We start from the raw sequence: 20030 nt of genomic DNA, 5'->3' as shown, positions 1-20030 counted from the left end.
ATCCCGGCCCACGTGACCGCACGGACGTCAGCGCCGGTGGCCGCGCCGCCACAACACCCAGAACGGCGGCCCGACACCGAGCACGATCAGCAGCAGGGCCCCATAGGCCAGCACGCCCTGACCCCCCAGGATGACGTCGTCGCCCGGGCCGCCCATGCTGATCACCGCCACCGTGAACAGCCACGTCCACAACGGCAGCGCGGCCACCCGCGCCGACGTGGTCCACCGCCCGGCCGCCCACACCAGCGCGGCGTTCACCAGGCCGGAAATCAGGCCGCTGATGGGAAACGGAACCGCACCGACGTAGGAAGGCAGCAGCATCGCCCCGGCCAGTGCGGAGAGGACCCCGTCGACGGCGAGCAGCGCCAAGACAACGAACCGGATCGCGGGGTCGGTCGCGCCGCCGTCTTCCAGCGACGCGGCGCGGGGCTCGGTTGCGGTCAGGTCGGAACGCTGTCGATGTTGGAGAGAATCGAGCCGATAACCCACTGCAGGCTGTCGAGCCGGTCCTGCCAATGCTGCTGATTAGGGTCCAGGTCGGGGTCCATGCGAAATCCTTCCGTGGCTGCCTGATTGGCAAGCCTACCGCGCACCGGCCGCGCTGAAACCAAGCCCCGCAAGCAGATCTGTTTCCCAGCCGCGCTCGTCGCGCTCCCCCGCGGCGCCCGCGGCCAGCACGTAGTGTTCCTCCGCCAGGATCGGCAGCGCCACGTTGTTCGACAGGGCGCAGGCCCGGCCGGTGGGCCCGACGACCACCTGGGTGGCGTGCGCCGCGAGCGCCGCCCTCTTCGCCGCCCACGCCTCCGGCGCGGGTTCGACGACGGCGTCGATGTCGGCGTCGGCATACCCGAAGCCGAACTCTTCCTCCGGCGCGATGTTCCACTCCGGCAGCAGATCCTCGGCGCTGAGGGCGTGCAGGCCCGCCATGAAGGCGCTCGTCGCGAACACCGACCAGTAGAACTTCGGCACGGTCCACGGCTCGCCGGGGAAGTCGCCGGAGCCGGCGGCCGCCACGGCGGCGGTGGTGACGGTGTGGGTGTGGACGTGATCGGGGTGGCCGTAGCCGCCACCGGGGTCGTAGGTCACCACGACGTGCGGTCGTTGCTCGCGAATGACGGCCACCAGCGCGCCGACGGCCTCCCGCTCGTCGGCGTCGATGAACCGCCCGCGCCGCCGCCCGGGCGTGCCCGCCATGCCCGAGTCCCGCCAGCGCCCCGCGCCGCCGAGGTAGTGGGGCGCACCGACGCCCAGCGCGCGCAGCGCCGCGGTGAGCTCGCCAATGCGGTAGCCGCCCAACTGATCCGCGCGATCGACGGCCAGTTCGGCCCAGCGATCGCCGATGACCTCGCCCTCCTCGCCCAGAGTGCAGGTGACGACGCGTACGTCCGCTCCGCGGGCGGTGTAGTGGGCTATGGTGGCGCCGTTGCTGAGGCTCTCGTCGTCGGGGTGCGCGTGGACGAACAGCAGCCGGGGAGTCTCAGGCATGGACGCACATTACCCCGCAGTGCCGGTCGGCCGGCGGTCTCGTCGCAGCCGATAGGAACGCATACGGCTACTATCGAGGGATGCCGCAGCTCACCCAGACCGCCCCGGCCGGCGGCCGGAGCCGCCGACGGGGCGAGGTCCTCGAACGGGCGCTCTACGAGGCCACCCTGGCCGAATTGGCCGAGGTCGGCTACGGCGGGCTGACGATGGAGGGGATCGCGGCGCGCGCCCAGACCGGCAAGGCGGCCCTGTACCGGCGCTGGACCACCAAGTGCGAGCTGGTGCACGCCGCGCTGGCCCACACCCTGCCACCCCTGCCCGAGGCCCGCGCCGGTCGTTCGGCCCGGGAAAATCTGCTGTCGGTGTTCACCGCCCACCGCGACGTGTGCGCCGGCAAGACGGCGTTCCCCGGCATGGCCACCGTGAACCAGCTCCTGCACGAGCCGGAGATGCGCGCCATCTTCGCCGACGCCGTGGTGGCACCCCGCCTGCGGATCGTCGAATCGATCCTGCAGGCCGCCGTCGCCGAAGGTGACCTCGATCCGGAGATGCTCACACCGCTGACCGCGCGCATCGGCCCGGCGCTGATCAATCAGCACTTCCTGCTGACCGGGTCGCCGCCGAACCGCCGCGAGCTGGCGCTCATCGTCGACGCCGTGATACCGCCGCGAGGGGCGCGGGAGACCTGCGACTAGAGGGCGACCGGGCCCACCGGGGCCACCCGATCAGGGCCCGGTCTTGACCCACTGGCCGGCGTCGCCGACGATGCCGACCGGCACCGCACCCGACAGGCTGACGTTCTGCACGCTCGGGCCGGCCGCCACGATCGTGGTGTCCTGCAGGATCGGCAACACGGTGGACATGTTCCACAGCCGGGGCTCGACCGCGGTGATCACGTCGTTGATGTTCTTGGTGCCGTTGAGCGCGGCATCGATGTTCGACTGCACGCTGCGATCGCAGATCCCGGTGAGGTTGGACGGCGCCTGCACCAGCGCGTTGGGGTCCACCGGACGGCTGGGCGGGGTCGACGTCGGCGTGGTGGCCGAGGTGCCCGGCCCGGTGGTCGACGGCGGGCCCGGCCCAGCAGGAGAGGTGGCTGGCGGCCCCGTAGACGTCGGCACCTGAGTCGACTCCAGCGCGGGGCAGCCGTACCGCGACGCCAACCGCGTCGCCAGGTTCCCGCCCGCCTGGTGCCAGCCGACGATCGCGTCCACCTGGCTCTTGTTCAGCGCGTCGCGGTACAGCGTCACCGGGTCCAGCGCCAGCACGCTGGCGGCGATGCCGACGTTGCGCAACTGGTCGGCCGCGGTGTTGGCCACCGCCACGGACGTCGGGTCGTTGGCCGCCACCCCGATGACCAGCGACAGCTGCTGGCCGTCCCTGCTGATCCGGCCGCGGATGACCTCCGGCGGCCCGGTGTTCGCCGGCGTGGGCGCCGGCGACCCCGACGAGTTGCCCTCGACCTTGTAGCCGGCCCCCTCCAGCAACCCCAGCGCCGCCGGCGTCGTCATCGCGGGGGGTGCGGTCGGCTCGTAACCGGGGTCGCTGGGCGCCCGGACCTGGGCCTGGTCCAGTGTGACGGTGTTGTCGCTACCCGCGCCCACCGCCGCCAGCAGGTCGACGTCGAGCAGCCCGAGGATCGCCTTGCGGACCTGCGTGTCGGCCAGCTTGGGCTCGTTGGCGCGCAACGTCAGCTGCATGACCCGGGGTGTGACGATGCGGGCGGTGCGCACGTCGGGGATGGCGGACAGCTGCGCGAAGGCCGCGGACCCGCCGTGCACCTGGGCCACCTGGGTGTCGCCGTTGCGGACCGAATCGGCCAGCGCCGCGGGCGCGCCGGCCCGCCGGAACAGGATCAGCGCGGGCTTGGCCGGTGCTCCCCAGTACCGGTCGTTGCGGGCCACCAGGATCTCGTCGCGCTGCGGATCGATGCTCTCCACCCGGAACTGGCCGCCGGTGACCGGCAGCGCCCGGGCCAGCCCCGCCGCGAACCCGCCCGGCACGTCCTTGACGATGTGCGCGGGAAGGATGTTGCTGAACAGCTCCTTCCACGACGGATACGGCTGGGCGAAGGTGACCACCGCCTGCTTGCCGCCCTCGAGCGACTGCACGCCGGTGATGAGGTCATAGCCGGCCGGGTCGACGACGCCGGGCTGGCTGACCATCTGCCGCCACAGGTACCAGAAGTCGTCGGCGGCGATGGGCGCGTTGTCGGTCCACTGCGCCTCGGGCCGGATCTTGTAGGTCACCGTGAACGGGTTCTGGCTGGTGACCTCGGCGGACTCCAGCAGGGTCGGGTCCATCTCCCAGCGCGAGCCGGTCGGTGTGCCCGGGTCGGGCACCGGCCGGAACGCGCTGGGCAGCACGAGCGCGCTGATCGCCGCGTTCACCGGCGACAGGTCGGACAGCAGGTGCGGGTTGAAGCCGGCGCCGATCGAGTCGATGCCCATGATGATCTGGGTGGGCCGCGGCGGCGGCGGCGGCGAGTTGTGCGGGGTGTCGGTGCTCTGCGGCGCCGGCGGGGGGTTGACCGTGCACGCCGCGAGCGCCAACCCGGCCAGCGAGACGACCACGCCGACCGTCACGAAGAAGCGGCGCACCCGTCTCGGCATGGCGATCAGGGTAACGAGCAGCCCGCCAGCGGCCCGCCCGAGCACGCGCGGCTAACCCCGCGCCTTGGCCCGCGACCGGCTGCGCGCCCGGGTCGTGGCGTCCAGCTCGACCTTGCGCACCCGGACGATCTCCGGGGTCACCTCGACGCATTCGTCCTGCGCGCAGAACTCCATCGCCTGTTCCAGGTCCAGCTCGAGCGGCTTGGCCAGTGTCTCGATCACGTCCGCGGTCGACGACCGCATGTTGGTGAGCTTCTTTTCCCGGGTGACGTTGATGTCGAGATCCTCGGCGCGCGGGTTGATCCCGACGACCATGCCCTCGTACGTGTCCTGGCCGGGTTCGACGAAGAACTGGCCCCGGTCGGCGAGCTGGATCAGCGCGAACGGCGTGATGGTTCCGGCGCGGTCGGACACCAGCGACCCGGTGTGGCGGGCCCGGATCTCGCCGGCCCACGGCCGGTAGCCGTCGAACACCGCGTTGGCGATGCCGGTGCCGCGCGTCAGGGTGAGGAAGTCGGTGCGGAACCCGATCAGGCCGCGGCTGGGGACGATGAAGTCCATCCGGACCCAGCCGGCCGCATGGTTGGCCATCTCCTCCATGCGCCCCTTGCGGGCGGCCATCAGCTGGGTGATCGCGCCCACGAACTCCTCGGGGCAGTCGATCGTCATCGCCTCGAACGGCTCGTGCAGCTGACCGTCGATCGTGCGGGTCACCACCTGCGGCTTGCCGACCGTGAGCTCGAAGCCCTCCCGGCGCATCGTCTCCACCAGCACCGCCAGGGCGAGCTCACCACGGCCCTGCACCTCCCATGCGTCGGGCCGGCCGATGTCCACGACCCGGATCGACACGTTGCCCACCAGCTCCTGGTCGAGCCGGCCGCGGACCATGCGCGCGGTCAGCTTGTGGCCCGACACCTTGCCCGCCAGCGGAGAGGTGTTGGTGCCGATCGTCACCGAGATCGCCGGCTCGTCGACGGTGATCCGCGGCAGCGCGTGGGCGTGGTCGGGGTCGGCCAGCGTGTCGCCGATCATGATCTCCGGCAGGCCGGCGACCGCGACGATGTCGCCGGCGACCGCCTCGTCGGTGGGGCTGCGCTCGACGCCCTCGGTCGCCAGCAGCTCGGTGATCTTGGCGCTGGTGATGACGGGCAGCCCGTCGACCTCCCGCATCCAGGCGACCTGCTGGCCCTTGCGCAGCTTGCCGTTGTAGATGCGGATCAGCGCGAGCCGGCCGAGGAACGCCGACGCGTCGAGGTTGGTCACCAGCGCCTGCAGCGGCGCCTCGGGGTCGCCGGACGGCGCCGGGATGTGCTCCATCAACACGTCGAACAGCGGGTCGAGATTGTCACCCGCGGGCACCTCGCCGTCGGCCGGCGCTTCGGTGCTCGCGACGCCCGCGCGCCCCGACGCGTAGAGCGTGGGCAGGCCCAACGCGTGTTCGGCCGCGGCGGCCGCTTCGTCGTCGAGGTCCGACGCGACATCGAGCAGCAGGTCGTGGCTGGCTTCGACCACCTCGGCGATGCGCGCGTCGGGCCGGTCGGTCTTGTTGACGACGAGGATCACCGGCAGGTGCGCGGCCAGCGCCTTGCGCAGCACGAACCGGGTCTGGGGCAACGGTCCCTCGGACGCGTCGACCAGCAGCAGCACCCCGTCCACCATGGACAGACCGCGCTCGACCTCGCCGCCGAAGTCGGCGTGCCCGGGCGTGTCGATCACGTTGATGACCGTCACCGTTCCGTCCGGGTTGTGGCGATGCACGGCGGTGTTCTTGGCCAGGATGGTGATGCCCTTTTCCTTCTCCAGGTCACCGCTGTCCAAGATGCGTTCTTGGGTGTCGTCGCCGCGGTGGTGCAGGGCCCCCGACTGCCGCAGCATCGCGTCCACGAGGGTCGTTTTGCCGTGGTCGACGTGGGCGACGATGGCGACGTTACGGAAAGGCACGTCGGTGATTGTGGCAGCGGTGGGCATGACAAAGCGAACCGGCAGGCGGCCGAGCGTGCCGTCCGGGGTGCGTACGGGGCGGGCCGTTACGGCGTGTCGCGGCCGTGGGCGCACGCCGGAAGCCCGGGGCGCACACCCGGCGGCCGGCCGGTCTACCAGCCCCTTCGGCGGGGCGCGGTGCCGACCAATTCGCCCTTGTGGGCCTCGTCGCGGCTGCGGTAGACGATGTAGGGCCGGAACAGGTAGGCGACCGGCGCGCTCAGGACGTGCACCAGCCGGGTGAACGGCAGCAGCGTGAACAGCACCATGCCGATCAGGGCGTGCAGCTGGTAGTCCAGCGGCGCGTTGATCATCACCTCGCCGTGGGGCTGCAGGATCCAGATCCGGCGGAACCACAGGCCGACCGTGTAGCGGTAGTGGAACTCGCCGCTGTCCAGGCCGGTGCCGATCAGGTCGCAGTACAGACCCACCACGATGGCCAGCACCAGCACCACGTACATCACCTTGTCGCTGCGGGTGGTGGCCATCGACACCGCGGGTCGGGTGAACCGCCGGTAGATCAGCAACCCGATGCCGGCCAGGGTCGCAAAGCCCGCCACCGATCCGGCGATGACGGCCTGCAAGTGGTAGAGGTGGTCGCTCACGTTCAGCATGTGCGTCACCCGCGGCGGGATGAACAGGCCCATGACGTGCCCGGCGAAGACCGCCAGGATGCCGAAGTGAAACATCGGGCTGGCGATGCGCAGCAGCCGCGACTCGTAGATCTGCGAGGAGCGGGAGGTCCAGCCGAACTTGTCGTAGCGGTAGCGCCACCAGGTGCCGACGATCAACACCGTCAGGGTGACGTACGGCGCGATGTCCCAGAACAGTACGTTGCTAAACACTGCGCGCTCCTCCTTCGCGTCGCGGCGGCACCGTCAAGTCGAATGGTTGCAGCCCAACGGCTTCCGCGGGTGGGCCGGCCTTGGCGAGGCGCTCCGCGCGGCGCACGTCCTGGTCGGTCGCGGCGGGCAGCGTCGCGCACACGGCGGCCACGGTGGGTTCGTAGGGCGACTTCGCGTCGGCCAGGGCCCCGCGCAGCACGTCGATGGGGATACGGTGCGCGGTCAGCAGCCCCCGCCCGACCTCGGGATCGACGGTGGCGGCGAATTCGAGCACGACGGGCAGGTGATCGGGCGCCTCGGCGCGCGGCGGTGTCACCCCCGCTCGCCGGTAGGCGGTGGCGAACTCCAGCATCTCGCGGCCGCGGTTGCGGGTGTCCCCGGCGGTCCAGTACGTCAGGTACATCGTGCAGTGGCGCCGCATGTCGAACGTGGCGACATAGTCCATCGCGGCGGCCATCGGCTCGCGGGCACGCAGTGCGGTCACGGTCTGTGCGAGCAGCCCCGCCGCGCCCCCACCGAGGTGGCTGAGCAGTTCCTCGACGGTGTCCAGCCGAGCCGGCAGCTCGTCGTCCGGGTAGGCCAGCAGCAATGACGCCGCCTGCCACACCAGTCGGTCCTGCAGGGTGTCGCCGCGCGCCCGGCGGCCGGTGAGCAGCTTCACCTCTGCTGCTCTTCGGGGAACATCCCGGCGGGCACCTGGCGGCCGTCCCAGTTGAGCAGGTTCACCCGGGGCCGGCCGCTGCCGTCGGCGGCCGGTTCGCCGCCGGGTCGCTTGAGCGCGTGGAAGGTCTCGACGGAGACGGGCACCGGTTCGCCCGATTCGTACATGCCCGGGCCGCCGTCGCCCGTCAACGAGCAGCCGATGTCCTCGAGGTCACGGGCCTGCGGGGCGAATGCGGTCGGAATGACGTATCGCTCTTCGTATTTCGCGATGGCCAGCAGCCGGTACATCTCGTACATCTGCTCCTCGGTCATCCCGACGGAATGCGGTATGTGCGGCTGGGTATCGCGCCCGAGATTGATGTCGCGCATGTAGGAGCGCATCGCCGCCAGCCGCCGCAGCACGCCCTCCACCACGGCGGTGTCACCGGCGGTGAACAGTTCGGCCAGGTACTGCATGGGAATGCGCAGCGCGTCCAGCGCGCCGAACAGGTTGCCCAGGTCTTCCCCGTCGTGACCGTCACGGCTCACCGCGTCGACCACCGGCGACAGCGGCGGGATGTACCAGACCATCGGCATGGTGCGGTATTCCGGGTGCAGGGGTAGCGCCACCTTGTAGTGGTTGATCAGCGCGTACACCGGCGAGCGCTGGGCGGCCTCGATCCACTCGTCGGAGATGCCCTCTGCCCGCGCGGCGGTGATGACCTCGGGATCGCCTGGGTCCAACAGGATTCGGCACTGCGCTTCGTAGAGGTCGGTCTCCTTCTCCACCGAGGCCGCCTCCAGCACCCGGTCGACGTCGTAGAGGACCAGGCCCAGGTACCGCAGCCGCCCCACGCAGGTCTCCGAGCAGATGGTCGGCAACCCGACCTCCATCCGCGGGTAACACAGCGTGCACTTCTCGGCTTTTCCGGTTTTATGGTTGAAATAGACCTTCTTGTAAGGGCATCCGGAGACGCACATCCGCCAGCCGCGGCAACGGTCCTGGTCGACGAGCACGATGCCGTCCTCGCTGCGCTTGTACATCGCCCCCGACGGGCACGACGCCACGCAGGAGGGGTTGAGGCAGTGCTCGCAGATCCGGGGCAGGTAGAACATGAAGGTCTCTTCGAGGGCGAGTTTGACCTCCTCGCTGACCTTCTTCAGGATCGGGTCGCCGGCCAGGATCTCCGGTGAGCCGGCCAGGTTGTCGTCCCAGTTCGGCCCCCAGGAGATCTTCATGCGCTCGCCGGACAGCAGGCTCTTGGGCGCGGCGGTGGGGAACGTGTCGCCCGCGGGGGCGGTGGTCAGGTTCTCGTAGTCGTAGGTCCACGGCTCGTAGTAGTCGTCGATGATCGGCAGCCGGGGGTTGGCGAAGATCCGCAACAACTTCTGGATGCGGCCGCCATCGCGCAGCCGCAGCCGGCCCTTCTTGTCGCGTATCCAGCCGCCGCGCCACCGCTCCTGGTCCTCGTAGGTGCGCGGATACCCTTGGCCCGGCCGGGTTTCGACGTTGTTGAACCACACGTACTCGGTGCCCGACCGGTTGGTCCAGGCCTGCTTGCAGGTGACCGAGCAGGTGTGGCAGCCGATGCACTTGTCGAGGTTCATCACCATCGCCAATTGCGCCATGACTTTCATGAGGGCCTCGCTTCGCGGGCTTGGCTCGTGGGCATCAGTAGGTCACATCCTGACCGCGACGGCGCACCACGGTCACCTCGTCGCGCTGGTTGCCGGTGGGTCCCATGTAGTTGAAGGCGAACGCGTGCTGGCCGTAGCCCCCGGCGAGGTGGCTGGGCTTGATGCGGACGCGGGTCAGCGCATTGTGGTTGCCGCCGCGCTTGTTGTTGGTCTCGGTGCGGGGGGTGTCGACCGTGCGTTCCTGCACGTGGTAGACGAAGACCACGCCGTCGGGCATGCGGTGGCTGACGATGGCCCGGCACACGTAGATGCCGTTGGCGTTCACCGCCTCCACCCAATCGTTGTCGCGCACTTGGATTTTGGCCGCATCGCCGGGGCTCATCCACATCGTCGGCCCGCCCCGGGACAGCGACAGCATGTAGAGGTTGTCCTGGTAGGTGGAGTGGAACGACCACTTCGAGTGCGGCGTCAGATACCGCACGGTGAGGCCGATGCCGTCTTCGGTGGGGCCGAGCCCGGGCTGGCCGAAGAGCCGCGTCATGTCCAGCGGCGGCCGGAACACCGGCAGGTGCTCACCGAGCTCCTCGACTCAGTCGTGGGCCAGATAGAAATGCATCCGGCCGGTGAGCGTGTGGAACGGCTTGAGGTTCTCGATGTTGATGGTGAACGGCGCGTAGCGGCGCCCGCCGGTTTCGCTGCCCGACCACTCGGGGCTGGTGATCACCGGGACCGGACGCGCCTGGGTGTCGGCATAGCTGATGCGCCGTTCTTCACTGCCCTCGGCCAGGTGCGCCAGCCGCTGGCCCGTGCGCTTCTCCAGCTCGCGGAAGCCCTCGACCGCGAGCCGGCCGTTGGTGGTTCCGGACAGCAGCAACAACACGTCGGCCATCCGCGCGGCCGTGGTGATGGCCGGACGGCCCGCTGCCGCACCGGAATTCATCACGCCGAACTTTGCCGCCAGCTCCTCGACCTCCCGGAAGGGATGCACCGTGACGCCCTTGGTGGTCACCCCGAACGTGTCGACCAACGGGCCCAGGGTCTGCCACTTGTCGTAGACGGCGCCGTAATCGCGCTCCACCACGGTGAGTTTGGGCATGCTGCGCCCGGGCACCGGCGTCGCGCCGGTGTGCAACCAGTCTTGCTCCGTGCCGTCGGGATAGGCCATCGCGTCCGGCGTGTCGTGCTGCAGCGCGGTGAGGACCACGTCGCTGCGCGTGCCCAGGTGCCCCTTGGCCAAAGCGCTGAACGCACGCGCGATGGCACCGAAAGCCTCGAAATCCGAGCGGGTTTCCCAGGGCGGATCGGTCGCGGCGCTGAACGCGTGCACGTACGGGTGCATGTCGGTGCTGGAGATGTCGGCCTTCTCGTACCAGGTCGCCGCCGGCAGCACGATATCCGACACCAGGGTCGTGGAGGTCATCCGGAAGTCGATCGACATCATCAGGTCGAGCTTGCCCTCGGGGATGTCCCCCTCGCACACCACGTCGACGGGCGCTATCCCGTCGGCCGGCGGCTCGGCCTGGACGTTGGAATCGGTCCCGAGCAGGTGGCGCAGGAAGTACTCGCCGCCCTTGCCCGACGATCCGATCAGGTTGGCCCGCCACACCGTGAGCACCCGCGGCCAGTTGACCGGATTGTCGGGGTCGGTGACGGAGAGCTTGAGTTTGCGGTCGCGGAGCTGCTCGGCGACGTAGTCGGCGACGTCGCGCCCGGCGGCGCGCGCCTCGTCGGCGACGTCCAGGCTGGACCGGTCGAACTGCGGATAGAACGGGCTCCAGCCCATGGCCGTCGCCGAGGCCAGCAGGTCCATGGTGTGCTTGCCCGCGAACCGGCCCCGGCCCAGGGGGCTGGCCAACTTGTCGGCCGCGTAGCCGTCGTAGCGCCACTGGTCGGTGTGCGCGTACCAGTAGGAGGCGCCCGGTACCTGCCGCGGCGGGCGCACCCAGTCCGTGGCCATCGCCATCGTCTGAAACCCGGTGAGCGGGCGCACCTTTTCCTGGCCGACGTAGTGGGCCCATCCGCCGCCGTTGCGTCCCATCGAGCCGGTCAGCATCAGCAGCGCGAGCACCGCCCGGTAGATCGCGTCGCCGTGGAACCACTGACAGATTCCGCTGCCCATGATGATCATCGACCGCCCGCCGGATTCCTCTGCGCTGCGCGCGAATTCGCGGGCGACGCGGATGGCCTGCGCGGCCGACACGCCGGTGATCGCCTCCTGCCACGCCGGGGTGTTCTGCCGGGTCGCGTCGTCGTAGCCCGTGGGCCAGTCACCGGGCAGCCCCGGGCGCGCCACCCCGTATTGGGCGAGCATCAGGTCGAACACGGTGCACACCTGGTGCTTGCCGACGCGGCGCACCGGCACGCCGCGGGCGATGGTGGCGCCCTCCCCGTTGACCGTGTCGAAGCTCGCCAGGTGCACCAGCGCGGTGGCGCCGTCGCCGTTGGTGCCGTGTGCGCCTCGCACGCTCAGCGCAGGCACGAGGCCGCCGAGATCGAGGTTCCACTTCCCGACGCCGTCCTCGCCGTAACGGAATCCCAGCGAACCGTGGGGCACCGCAACGGAATTCGTCGCCTCGTCGAGCACCGCCGGCTTGAGCGCCGCGTTCTCGACCGCCTCTCCCAGGTCCGCCGCGGTGAGGTTCTTGCCCGGCACCAGCATGTCGCCGCGCTCTTCGAGCTTGATCAAAAACGGTAGGTCGGTGTAGCGGCGGGCGAAGTCGGCGAAGAACGGAACCTCTTTTTGCACATAGCATTCCGAGAGGATGACGTGGCCCATCGCCATGGCCAGCGCCCCATCGGTGCCGGCCGCGCAGGGCATCCACTCGTCGGCGAATTTGGTGTTGTCGGCGTAGTCGGGGCTGACGGTCACCACCTTGGTGCCGCGGTAGCGCGCTTCGGCCATCCAGTGCGCGTCGGGGGTCCGGGTGATCGGCACGTTGGAGCCCCACATCATCAGATACGCCGCGTCCCACCAGTCACCGGACTCGGGAACGTCGGTCTGATCACCGAACACCTGCGGCGAGGCCACCGGCAGGTCGGCGTACCAGTCGTAGAACGACGTCATGGGGGCGCCGATCAGCTCGAAGAACCGCGACCCGGCGGCGTAGGACACCATGGACATCGCCGGGATGGGCGAGAAGCCCGCCACCCGGTCGGGGCCGTAGGTCTTGATGGTGTGCACGTGGGCGGCGGCGATCAGCTCGGTGGCCTCGGCCCAGGTGATCCGGACCAGCCCGCCCTTGCCGCGGGCGCGCTGATAGCGACGGCGACGCTCGGGGTCGGCCTGGATGTCGGCCCAGGCGAGCACCGGATCCCCGAGCCGCGCCTTGGCCTCCCGGAACATCTCGACCAACACGCCCCGGGCATATGGGTAGCGCACCCGGGTGGGCGAGTAGCTGTACCAGGAGAACGACGCCCCGCGGGGGCACCCCCGCGGCTCGTATTCCGGGCGGTCCGGGCCCACCGAGGGATAGTCGGTCTGCTGGGTCTCCCAGGTGATGATCCCGTCCTTGACGTAGATCTTCCAGGAGCAGGAACCGGTGCAGTTCACCCCGTGGGTCGAGCGCACCACCTTGTCGTGGCTCCACCTGTCACGGTAGAAGACGTCGGCCTCCCGGCCGCCCCGACGCGTCACCGTGCGCAGGTCGGCCGAGAACTCGCCGGGCGTGAAGAACCGCCCGCTGCGCTCCAGCAACTCCTCGAGCGGTCCACCGACGTGTGATGTGACAGCCAACAGGTACCCCTTCTACTTCGTCGCGCCGCGCGTCGTGGCCGGGCCGTTGCATCGACCCCAGATCCGCGCCGTGGTGCCGCGCCGCACAACGGTCTGCCGGTTCCTCCGCCCGCACCGGCCCGGAACGGCCGGGCCATGGTGGTCGGCGGGCCGCGGGCCGGGGAGCGATCGGGCACCGGCACGAGGCGCGGTGGGCCCGCCAATCACCTTCTCCGCGCACGGCCTGTTAGCACAATTTGGTCTGTTCAGCATGGGTTTTATAGACCTAGGGGCGCCCGGCGGGGACGCCGTGACCACGCCGCCGAGACGACGGATCGCTGCCGCCGCGGGTTTCTAGGTCAATCGTTATTACAAGCTACGTTGTTATATCTCAAGTTCACCTTCGCGACCTTCTACGGCGCTGGACGTCAGCTGCGGAAAGCCTGTGGAATTGTTATGAGGCCGACGCCGCCAGCGTCCGGGCCAGGTCAGCGACCCAGCCGCGGTCGGCGGGCACCCAGTCGACATCGGGCAACTCGTCCGCCGTCACCCAGCGCACCGCCCGGTGATCGCGGGCGTGCGGTTCACCACTGACCAGTTGCACGCGGTAGGCGCGCAGCGTGATGCCGTCCAGGGCGATGTCCTCCCCCAGGCGATCGCCCACCGCGACGTCGCCGAGGGCCAAGCCCAGCTCCTCGCCGAGCTCGCGTGCCAGCGCGTCCCGCTCCGTCTCACCCGGGGCGACCTTGCCGCCCGGCAGCTCCCAGCGGCCGGCCAACTCGGGCGGGCGGACGCGCTGCGCGACCAGGACCGTGGCGCGGCGGATGACCGCACCGGCGACGACGATCTGGGTCGGCATGGCCAGACGGTATACGGTCGGGGCATGGCTGTGTTATTTCCCGCCGAACGCTGTACCTGAGCTGGGAAAACACTGCTGGCCGCCTAACGCTGTAGCGCCTGTTATACGTAAGTAACCGCACATGGGTAGCCAGGTGTCGGCTGCGCCGTATCCACCAGCGATGACCGAGCGCCGGGACCACGTGGCTACCGAAATAGCCGAGTCTCGGATCCACAAGCAACAGTGGTCGGCCAGGCCATCGTTTCAAAAGGGGGTGCCGGAATCCGGCCCCCCCTTTTGACGCGACGTCGGACGCCTAACCGCCCGTGCACCGGAGGAATTCGTTCCGCACCGCGTCGGCGAGTTCATTCGCCAGATGGTCACGCGAGTCGGGGTGCTCCAGATGGCTCGGGTGGACCCCCGGCATTTGCACGTCAGCAACTATCGCGACGGTGGGCTGGCCGGTCTCTTGAGTGATGGCGACTTTCACGGGGATTTCGTTCAGCGACATGACTTTCCTTTCGTCGTCGGGACATCGCTGAACTCGACGATACCGGGCCTGAACAGGGAAAACCCAGTGGCTTTTGGTCAGCAAACGGGCTAACTCGCCAGCTCTGGAATTGGGCCCAATTACTGTCTTCTCGTTGCCGTTTTCACATCACGCAAACGAAGACTCTCAGAGGAAACTTAGAGTCACTCGCCAAACCGCCAGGAAAACGGACATAATGCAATCCACGCTTGCGGTGTGATCCAAATCACGAAAATTTTGGCCAGCAAACTGGTATTCGGGGTCGCCGACCGGCCGTCGATCGCCGTGTGAGGAATCGTCTCACCCGTCGCCGCCGCGCTGTCCACTGGACACCTGCGACCACGACGGCCCCGCCCAGGCAATCCGCAATCGGGCGCACACCGCGCTCGCCGGGCCGGGCAGCGATGGCATCACCTGGCGGGATCGCAACAGCACCGCCAGCGTGCTCGACCCCATATCACTTTCCGAAGGTTGCGTTTCCCCATGTGGGCGCGTTGAATCCGTGGATCGGGTATCTAGGGTGTTGAACTTGTTGGGCGCTGGTCCGCCGGACTGGCCGGTCCGGCACAACGAGAAGCAAAAAGAAGGGATCAATGCCCAGACGAACGATGAGCGTGACCAGGCTGTGGTATCACCCCCGCCGGAAGCCAGACGAGCTCGGCGACCTGACCGAACTCCCCGACGAGTCTGACCTCCTGGACATGTTCGACAAGTTCCTGACAGACGAATTGACCGCCGATAGCCTTGTGCGGGCTGAGAACGAACGCTACGCAACATTGCAGTCCAAGCGTCGGATCGGACGCTCAATCACCGTGCGGATGGAATCAGGGCGCTTCGGCGAAGACGGGGCAATCAAGGACGTAACTACCCACGAGCAGGTAGGTGAGTTCACCAGGGACAACGCGACCACCGTCGTAACCCATGGCGTTTTACTCGTCCCGAAAACCGGTACGTCAGCGCTCGTCTTTTCGGAGCGATCGGCAGGGGTTGGTGGGATGCCGGCCCTAGTCGATCACTTCGTCGATGCCTTCAACGCGAAGTTCACCGACTACTTGATGAAGAAGCAGAGCGTGGTGCGGACGGACGCCTGGTTACAGGCAGCGGAATTGATGCGGGTCGAGGGCACCATACGCAGGTACACAACTGACCCGGCGTCGGACGCGGGCGACCAGGTTGTTGGTGAGCTCACCCATACCTTGGTTCCGCCCCGGGACCAAAAGTACTTCCCCCGACGGGTCTGGGAGCACCTGCGCGACCGGAGAATCGATCGGGCGAAGTTCCTCGGCTTCGCCGAGGGGACTGAGCCAGACGCCGTGGGCGTAACAGTGACCCACGGTGGGCAGACGAAGAGATTCGAGCTGGATCACGAGAAGACGCCAAGCTTGAGCCTGGTGTTGACCACAAGCGGTGAACCGGCGTTCGATGAGTCGCGCGTGCGCAATACGGCACTCAACGAAGCGGCCGGGATCTTCGACTACTACGGGATAGAGTGGAGCGAGTCTGACGCGATCCGCCAGGAGGCGCAGGAATGATCTCGTCGGTGTGACATGGTTTGGTGGTTCTGTGGACAGTAAGTTCAGCGTGCTGCCGACGATCGGTGATCACTACCGGACGCTGGTTGACCAGAACGTGCCGGGTCGACCGTATTGGCCGGACTACATCGTCTTGATCAGTTTGCCGTGCGCGGCGGGTGCCTTTGTCGGTTGGTTGTTCCATCTCCGAGAGCTCGGCTCCTATATCGCTGGAGTGGCAATCTTTACGGCCCTGTTGTTCGCGCTTGTCATCTACGTCTTTCAGCTTCGTGTTCAGTTGCTGAGCAACGCCACCGTCCCCCGGGACGGCAAGTTGGTGGAGTTCGTCGATCAGCTCTTCGCGAACGTGAACTACGCAGTAGTAGTGGGTGTAATCGCGACCGCGGCCGCTATGATCGCCGCGACAACCTCCGACGACAAAGGTCAAGTGAATGGCCTCTGGTCGGGAATTTTGACCGCATTGAGCTTGCACCTCATGCTCGTGGTCTTCATGTGTATCAAGCGAGTTCGTGCCGCCTACCGTGAAATCGCGCGGCTCCCCCGGCGCGGATTCATAAGCCAATAGCCTTTGAGAAGCCCCGAGGGACACGGCTCCAATCCCGCCCGCCGCAGCACCCGAAACGTTGCTAGTTCAGGCAAGGCGGCGCAACCCCGCTAGGTTGATGGCGTGGGCATCGTCTACCACTACACAGACACCCAGGCCTTCAAAGGCGTCATCGAAAATGCGGCGTTGTGGGCTACCGACTTCAGGTACCTCAACGATTCCGGCGAGCTGGTTTGGACGTGGGCCGCGTTCGTGGAGCGGCTTGATCAGCTGGTGAAACAGCCGGGAGATCACGCAGAGGCGTATCGGGCCCAGCTTGAAGCACTGAGGCTGATGAACGCGCGGGACCTGATGCAGTTTGACGATGCAATATTTGTTGCGTGCTTCTCCGAACTGCGCGACGAGGTCACCCAGTGGGCCGGCTACGGTGACAAGGGGCGCGGCGTCGCGCTCGGGTTCGATACCGAACGCATTGCTGCCCTTAAGGTTCCCCAGTATCGCCACGGCGTCGGTGGGCAGGTGAGGCCCATGACAGCGATCGTTGGCGGAGGACCTAATTCGGGTCAGGAGGTCGAATTTACGTGGCCAGCGCGCCTGCAGAAGGTCGCGTATGGCGATGCCGCCCGAGACCACGTCGTGGATGGCCTCATTGACACGGTACAACGGATTGGCGAGACCAGCGACAGCCGCGAAAGCAACGTGTTCAACTGCATCTCCCAGACGTACGCGCTGGTGCACCGCCTGCCGCTGGTGAAGCGCACGGCGTGGGAATACGAGCAAGAGCGCCGCATCACCATCACCGAACACTTCGGTGGCAGAAGCCTTTCCTACAGACGAGCTGTGCACAGCCTTGGGGAGCCGTTCTCGGTTTATGCCCGAGGAGCGCTGGAATCGGTGGATGTGCAGTTTCGCCCAGGCGACGCGACGATGTTCAAGCCTTACGTCGCGCTGCCATTTGAGCGGGAAGCCCTCGTCGAAGTCATCACGGGACCAGTCGTGAAGCACCAACTGGTGGAGGCTACGGTGAGGCGGATGCTGGATCGAAACGGGTTCCGCCACACCGCAATCAATGAATCAAAGTCGCCGTTTCAGGGCTGATCCCGTTAGCCGGAAGCGCATTCACGCTCGACACGGGCACGGTCGCGGCGCATGCGCTCCAACACGTCCAGGTCGTCATCGTCGTCAAATTCGCGCTCCAACTCAACCTCCACCGCATCGGCCGGCGTGCCGGCTAACGAAACGTCCTGGGCCAGACCATAAACCAGGACGTGCTGGGCGAGGATCTTGCGGCACAACTCCGCCGAGCGGTGATTGCCGTCCAACCCGCGCGTCCAGTGAGCTTGGAACAGCCGCTCGCTGCGCTCCTGCCACACCGCGAACGCCTCATCCGTCAGCAGCTCGCGCCGCAGCGACGGCCCAGCGAACACCCGCTGCACAATGTTGCCCACACTCACGTGGGAACGCAGCCCAACCGCCGCCGCGATGGACCGATAGCTGGCCCCGCCCAGGAACAATCGCACCACCTGGGCGTCACGGCGTTCCCGGTCAGCGGCCTTCATGTGGTCAGTTTCTCCTATCGCACCGACGCCCACGACAATCGCCCATCACCGCACGTCACAGGGGCCGAAACCACTGCGGCAGCGCCCTGCAGCAAGGGTGTATCGGTCATTCCAGCTCGGAGGGGTACATACGCTCTGGGTGGGGTGTGGCCGCATCGATCCGTTTCGCGCGGCCTACCCACCCCCCTACTCTTGGGACGTGCGGGCGCTGATGAAAGCCGTTGATGGCCGTGGTGGTCCCGTGGAGGGCGGCAGGGCCCTGGTGTCGAGACTGGCGATGGCCTCAGACCAGCCTCGACTTTCCTGCCGCCCTCCACGGAAGTCTGGTCCCGTGACCGGGGAAGCCCCCAAGCGGTGGCCCACCATGTGCCCCGGCCACGGGAGTTTGGCCCGCGCGGAGCCGTGTCAGAGAGCTACCAGAGACCACGACCTCGCGCGGGAGCTTTCTAGGCCACCTGCAACATCCGGAAACCGCTGTCGTTGATGGAATCCGCACCCCAACGAGCCCAAAGCAACATCCCCCGCTGACCCGTGGGTCGCCGGTTGCTGCCGAACAGATGCGGCACCAACTCGACGGATGAGCCGACGCGCTGGCTGATCAGGTAGTTCTGCCAATCGCCATACACCAGAACGTTTTTGCCCGTCGCCACGGTGTTGTCCATGACACTGGCCTCGTGGACCGGCCTCCCCAGCAAGGTCGGCTCGGAAGCGCGCAGCTCCGGGAACAGCAGGCTGCCGTTGCCGGATTCCATCTGGCGCAACGCATTCAGGGTGGCCAGGTTGCCGACCCAGCGTGCGTTGGCCTGCCAGCGCGGACCAAGGGCGTTCTGGGTCGCGTACACGTCGGCCGCCGTGAGTGTTCCCGCCGCTCCCGTGGTCACCACCGAGCTGCCGCCGGCCAACGCTGTCACAATGCCCGTCGGCTCACCCACACCGCTACCCACGGTCAACGCCGAATTCAACAGCTGCAGCGCCCCATCAGCCAACAGTTTGCCGATCTCACTGACAAGCGCGACCGCATCGCCCTGCAACTCCACGCTGAACGGCACGAACGCCTGCATTTTCAGGCATGGAACCTCCGGCTCGCCCAATACCGGGCTGTCGTCGGACACCTCCGAGGCCTCCGCATCCCAGGACGCTTGGACACCAGCGGCCGAAACCCCATGCCAGAGATCGGTGTAGGTGCTCACGACCCGGCTGATCTGCAACATCGGGGCTGTCGACCCGGCGTTGACGATCGCGATGGTCGGATCGAGCTCGAAGGGTACGAGGAACCCGCCTGCCGAGTCCGTCAAGGACATTGCGCGCTCACTCTTCAACCGGCTGACCCGCTCGAACGCCGCGCGCTCGGCTGGCGTCCACAGCAAAGCAGCCCTAGCCTCTCCGTTCACCACCAACGTCGAAAAGGCCGAGCGGTAGACATCCGATCCGGTCTCGGTGACCCACCGCGACACCCACGACTGGGAGACCTCGGGGCCGGTCTGCAACAGCTGCTCAACGACCTCGGCGCTGCGCGCCGGCAGGCCGCCCTTGACGCTGCGCTCGAGTTGTCTGAGGGCCGACTCCCGCTGGCCGCCGAACCGGCGCTCGTCGACGATGTCGCGGCCCCGGTACGCGTCAACGCCCCGGTCGATCGCCAGCCCGCCTCCGCCTTCGCCGGCCGCGCGGCTGATTTCAGCGCGTCGATCCCAGGCGCGCACGTGGTCGGCCAGCGCGTCGAACTCCGCGGCGGCCTCGGTGAACTCCTGGTCGTCGGCGGGGCTCATTCGCGACTGCTTCTGCAGCTGCTCCATCCGCTCGTGGAGAGAGCGCATCCGGCTAACGGCCTGCTCGCGGTCGAGGTCGATCGTCTTCATTGTGGTGTCCTCTGGTCATCCAGGGCTGTGGAATCTTGTGGGCGACAACGCGGCCCGCGCACATCGCTCGAAGCCAAGTAAAGGGCGTGTGCGCGCAACCGACGTTGTCAAAGGAATGCCCGGTAGCCGGGCGTACTGCGCGAGGTGGTGCTTGCCTGCCGACTGGTGGCTCGCTGCGACCTCGTTGGTTCGCTCTCCGCGCTCCCGCAGTCCGCTTGCTACCTGTAGCCAAGCCGCCGACCGCCGCACAAACAGCAA

The 20030-nt window shown here is 67.9% G+C and carries 16 protein-coding genes and 1 pseudogene; 4 read left to right on the top strand and 13 right to left on the bottom strand.

Going from position 1 to position 20030, the window contains the following annotated elements:
- Nucleotides 1-27: 27 nt before the first annotated feature.
- Both U8D42_RS03325 and mshB read right to left on the bottom strand, forming a co-directional pair.
- On the bottom strand, nucleotides 28-489 hold the full coding sequence (locus tag U8D42_RS03325; protein WP_085240375.1) for a hypothetical protein: 462 nt from the start codon (nucleotides 487-489) through the stop codon (nucleotides 28-30).
- A gap of 93 nt (nucleotides 490-582) precedes the next feature.
- Nucleotides 583-1485 carry an N-acetyl-1-D-myo-inositol-2-amino-2-deoxy-alpha-D-glucopyranoside deacetylase gene (mshB, locus tag U8D42_RS03320; RefSeq protein ID WP_085240376.1) on the bottom strand — a complete coding sequence of 301 codons (903 nt, stop codon included), beginning with the start codon at nucleotides 1483-1485 and terminating at the stop codon, nucleotides 583-585.
- Nucleotides 1486-1565: 80 nt separating this feature from the next.
- On the opposite strand from mshB, the gene U8D42_RS03315 reads away from it, so the two are divergent.
- On the top strand, nucleotides 1566-2180 hold the full coding sequence (locus tag U8D42_RS03315; protein WP_085240377.1) for a TetR/AcrR family transcriptional regulator: 615 nt from the start codon (nucleotides 1566-1568) through the stop codon (nucleotides 2178-2180).
- Between the two features lie 30 nt (nucleotides 2181-2210).
- Here U8D42_RS03315 and U8D42_RS03310 read toward each other — a convergent pair whose 3' ends face one another.
- From U8D42_RS03310 to U8D42_RS03270, 9 genes and pseudogenes are all read right to left on the bottom strand, one after another.
- On the bottom strand, nucleotides 2211-4097 hold the full coding sequence (locus U8D42_RS03310; protein WP_431523819.1) for an ABC transporter family substrate-binding protein: 1887 nt from the start codon (nucleotides 4095-4097) through the stop codon (nucleotides 2211-2213).
- Nucleotides 4098-4148: 51 nt separating this feature from the next.
- The gene (typA, locus tag U8D42_RS03305) at nucleotides 4149-6038 is read right to left on the bottom strand and encodes a translational GTPase TypA (RefSeq protein ID WP_322859242.1); all 1890 of its coding nucleotides are present in this window, start codon (nucleotides 6036-6038) and stop codon (nucleotides 4149-4151) included.
- A gap of 152 nt (nucleotides 6039-6190) precedes the next feature.
- A complete protein-coding gene (gene narI, locus U8D42_RS03300) occupies nucleotides 6191-6922 on the bottom strand; it encodes a respiratory nitrate reductase subunit gamma (RefSeq protein ID WP_322859243.1) in 732 nt (243 codons plus the stop codon).
- Nucleotides 6915-7583 carry a nitrate reductase molybdenum cofactor assembly chaperone gene (narJ, locus tag U8D42_RS03295; protein ID WP_322859244.1) on the bottom strand — a complete coding sequence of 223 codons (669 nt, stop codon included), beginning with the start codon at nucleotides 7581-7583 and terminating at the stop codon, nucleotides 6915-6917. The genes narI and narJ overlap by 8 nt, the downstream gene beginning before the upstream one ends.
- The gene (gene narH / locus U8D42_RS03290; protein ID WP_322859245.1) at nucleotides 7580-9202 is read right to left on the bottom strand and encodes a nitrate reductase subunit beta; all 1623 of its coding nucleotides are present in this window, start codon (nucleotides 9200-9202) and stop codon (nucleotides 7580-7582) included. Before narH ends, narJ begins: the two co-directional genes overlap by 4 nt.
- A gap of 34 nt (nucleotides 9203-9236) precedes the next feature.
- Nucleotides 9237-12935: pseudogene (locus U8D42_RS03285) on the bottom strand (nitrate reductase subunit alpha).
- A 433-nt stretch (nucleotides 12936-13368) separates the two neighbouring features.
- Nucleotides 13369-13773, bottom strand: a complete 405-nt coding sequence (locus U8D42_RS03280) for a (deoxy)nucleoside triphosphate pyrophosphohydrolase (protein WP_085240383.1) — start codon at nucleotides 13771-13773, stop codon at nucleotides 13369-13371.
- A gap of 295 nt (nucleotides 13774-14068) precedes the next feature.
- Nucleotides 14069-14263, bottom strand: coding sequence for a hypothetical protein (locus U8D42_RS03275; RefSeq protein WP_322859246.1), 195 nt, complete (start codon nucleotides 14261-14263; stop codon nucleotides 14069-14071).
- A gap of 318 nt (nucleotides 14264-14581) precedes the next feature.
- Nucleotides 14582-14737 (bottom strand): hypothetical protein, encoded by a 156-nt coding sequence (locus U8D42_RS03270; protein ID WP_322859247.1) that lies wholly within the window; start codon nucleotides 14735-14737, stop codon nucleotides 14582-14584.
- 158 nt (nucleotides 14738-14895) lie between these two features.
- Between U8D42_RS03270 and U8D42_RS03265 the strand changes: the two genes are divergently transcribed.
- From U8D42_RS03265 to U8D42_RS03255, 3 genes are all read left to right on the top strand, one after another.
- Entirely contained in the window at nucleotides 14896-15813 is a 918-nt protein-coding gene (locus tag U8D42_RS03265) for a hypothetical protein (protein WP_322859248.1), read from the top strand.
- Between the two features lie 31 nt (nucleotides 15814-15844).
- Nucleotides 15845-16378, top strand: coding sequence for a hypothetical protein (locus U8D42_RS03260; RefSeq protein WP_322859249.1), 534 nt, complete (start codon nucleotides 15845-15847; stop codon nucleotides 16376-16378).
- A gap of 102 nt (nucleotides 16379-16480) precedes the next feature.
- A complete protein-coding gene (locus U8D42_RS03255) occupies nucleotides 16481-17455 on the top strand; it encodes a DUF2971 domain-containing protein (protein ID WP_322859250.1) in 975 nt (324 codons plus the stop codon).
- A gap of 5 nt (nucleotides 17456-17460) precedes the next feature.
- Here the strand turns inward: U8D42_RS03255 and U8D42_RS03250 are convergent, their stop codons facing one another.
- Together U8D42_RS03250 and U8D42_RS03245 are read right to left on the bottom strand one after the other, a co-directional pair.
- Entirely contained in the window at nucleotides 17461-17916 is a 456-nt protein-coding gene (locus tag U8D42_RS03250) for a hypothetical protein (protein WP_322859251.1), read from the bottom strand.
- A 446-nt stretch (nucleotides 17917-18362) separates the two neighbouring features.
- On the bottom strand, nucleotides 18363-19772 hold the full coding sequence (locus U8D42_RS03245) for a phage major capsid protein (protein ID WP_322859252.1): 1410 nt from the start codon (nucleotides 19770-19772) through the stop codon (nucleotides 18363-18365).
- Between the last annotated feature and the right edge of the window lie 258 nt (nucleotides 19773-20030).

It is taken from the genome of Mycobacterium europaeum (assembly GCF_034555895.2).
GTDB classification, from domain to species: Bacteria; Actinomycetota; Actinomycetes; order Mycobacteriales; family Mycobacteriaceae; genus Mycobacterium; species Mycobacterium europaeum.
The sequence above is the reverse complement of the archived record's forward strand: the minus strand, read 5'-3'. Positions and strand labels throughout refer to the sequence as shown.

Bases quoted from the DNA above. Each gene is read 5' to 3' on its own strand.
- U8D42_RS03315 (WP_085240377.1), top strand. From the start codon at position 1,566: ATGCCGCAGCTCACCCAGACCGCCCCGGCCGGCGGCCGGAGCCGCCGA.
- narH (WP_322859245.1), bottom strand. From the start codon at position 9,202: ATGAAAGTCATGGCGCAATTGGCGATGGTGATGAACCTCGACAAGTGC.
- U8D42_RS03275 (WP_322859246.1), bottom strand. From the start codon at position 14,263: ATGTCGCTGAACGAAATCCCCGTGAAAGTCGCCATCACTCAAGAGACC.
- U8D42_RS03250 (WP_322859251.1), bottom strand. From the start codon at position 17,916: ATGAAGGCCGCTGACCGGGAACGCCGTGACGCCCAGGTGGTGCGATTG.
- mshB (WP_085240376.1), bottom strand. From the start codon at position 1,485: ATGCCTGAGACTCCCCGGCTGCTGTTCGTCCACGCGCACCCCGACGAC.
- U8D42_RS03280 (WP_085240383.1), bottom strand. From the start codon at position 13,773: ATGCCGACCCAGATCGTCGTCGCCGGTGCGGTCATCCGCCGCGCCACG.
- U8D42_RS03310 (WP_431523819.1), bottom strand. From the start codon at position 4,097: ATGCCGAGACGGGTGCGCCGCTTCTTCGTGACGGTCGGCGTGGTCGTC.
- U8D42_RS03270 (WP_322859247.1), bottom strand. From the start codon at position 14,737: ATGGGGTCGAGCACGCTGGCGGTGCTGTTGCGATCCCGCCAGGTGATG.
- U8D42_RS03245 (WP_322859252.1), bottom strand. From the start codon at position 19,772: ATGAAGACGATCGACCTCGACCGCGAGCAGGCCGTTAGCCGGATGCGC.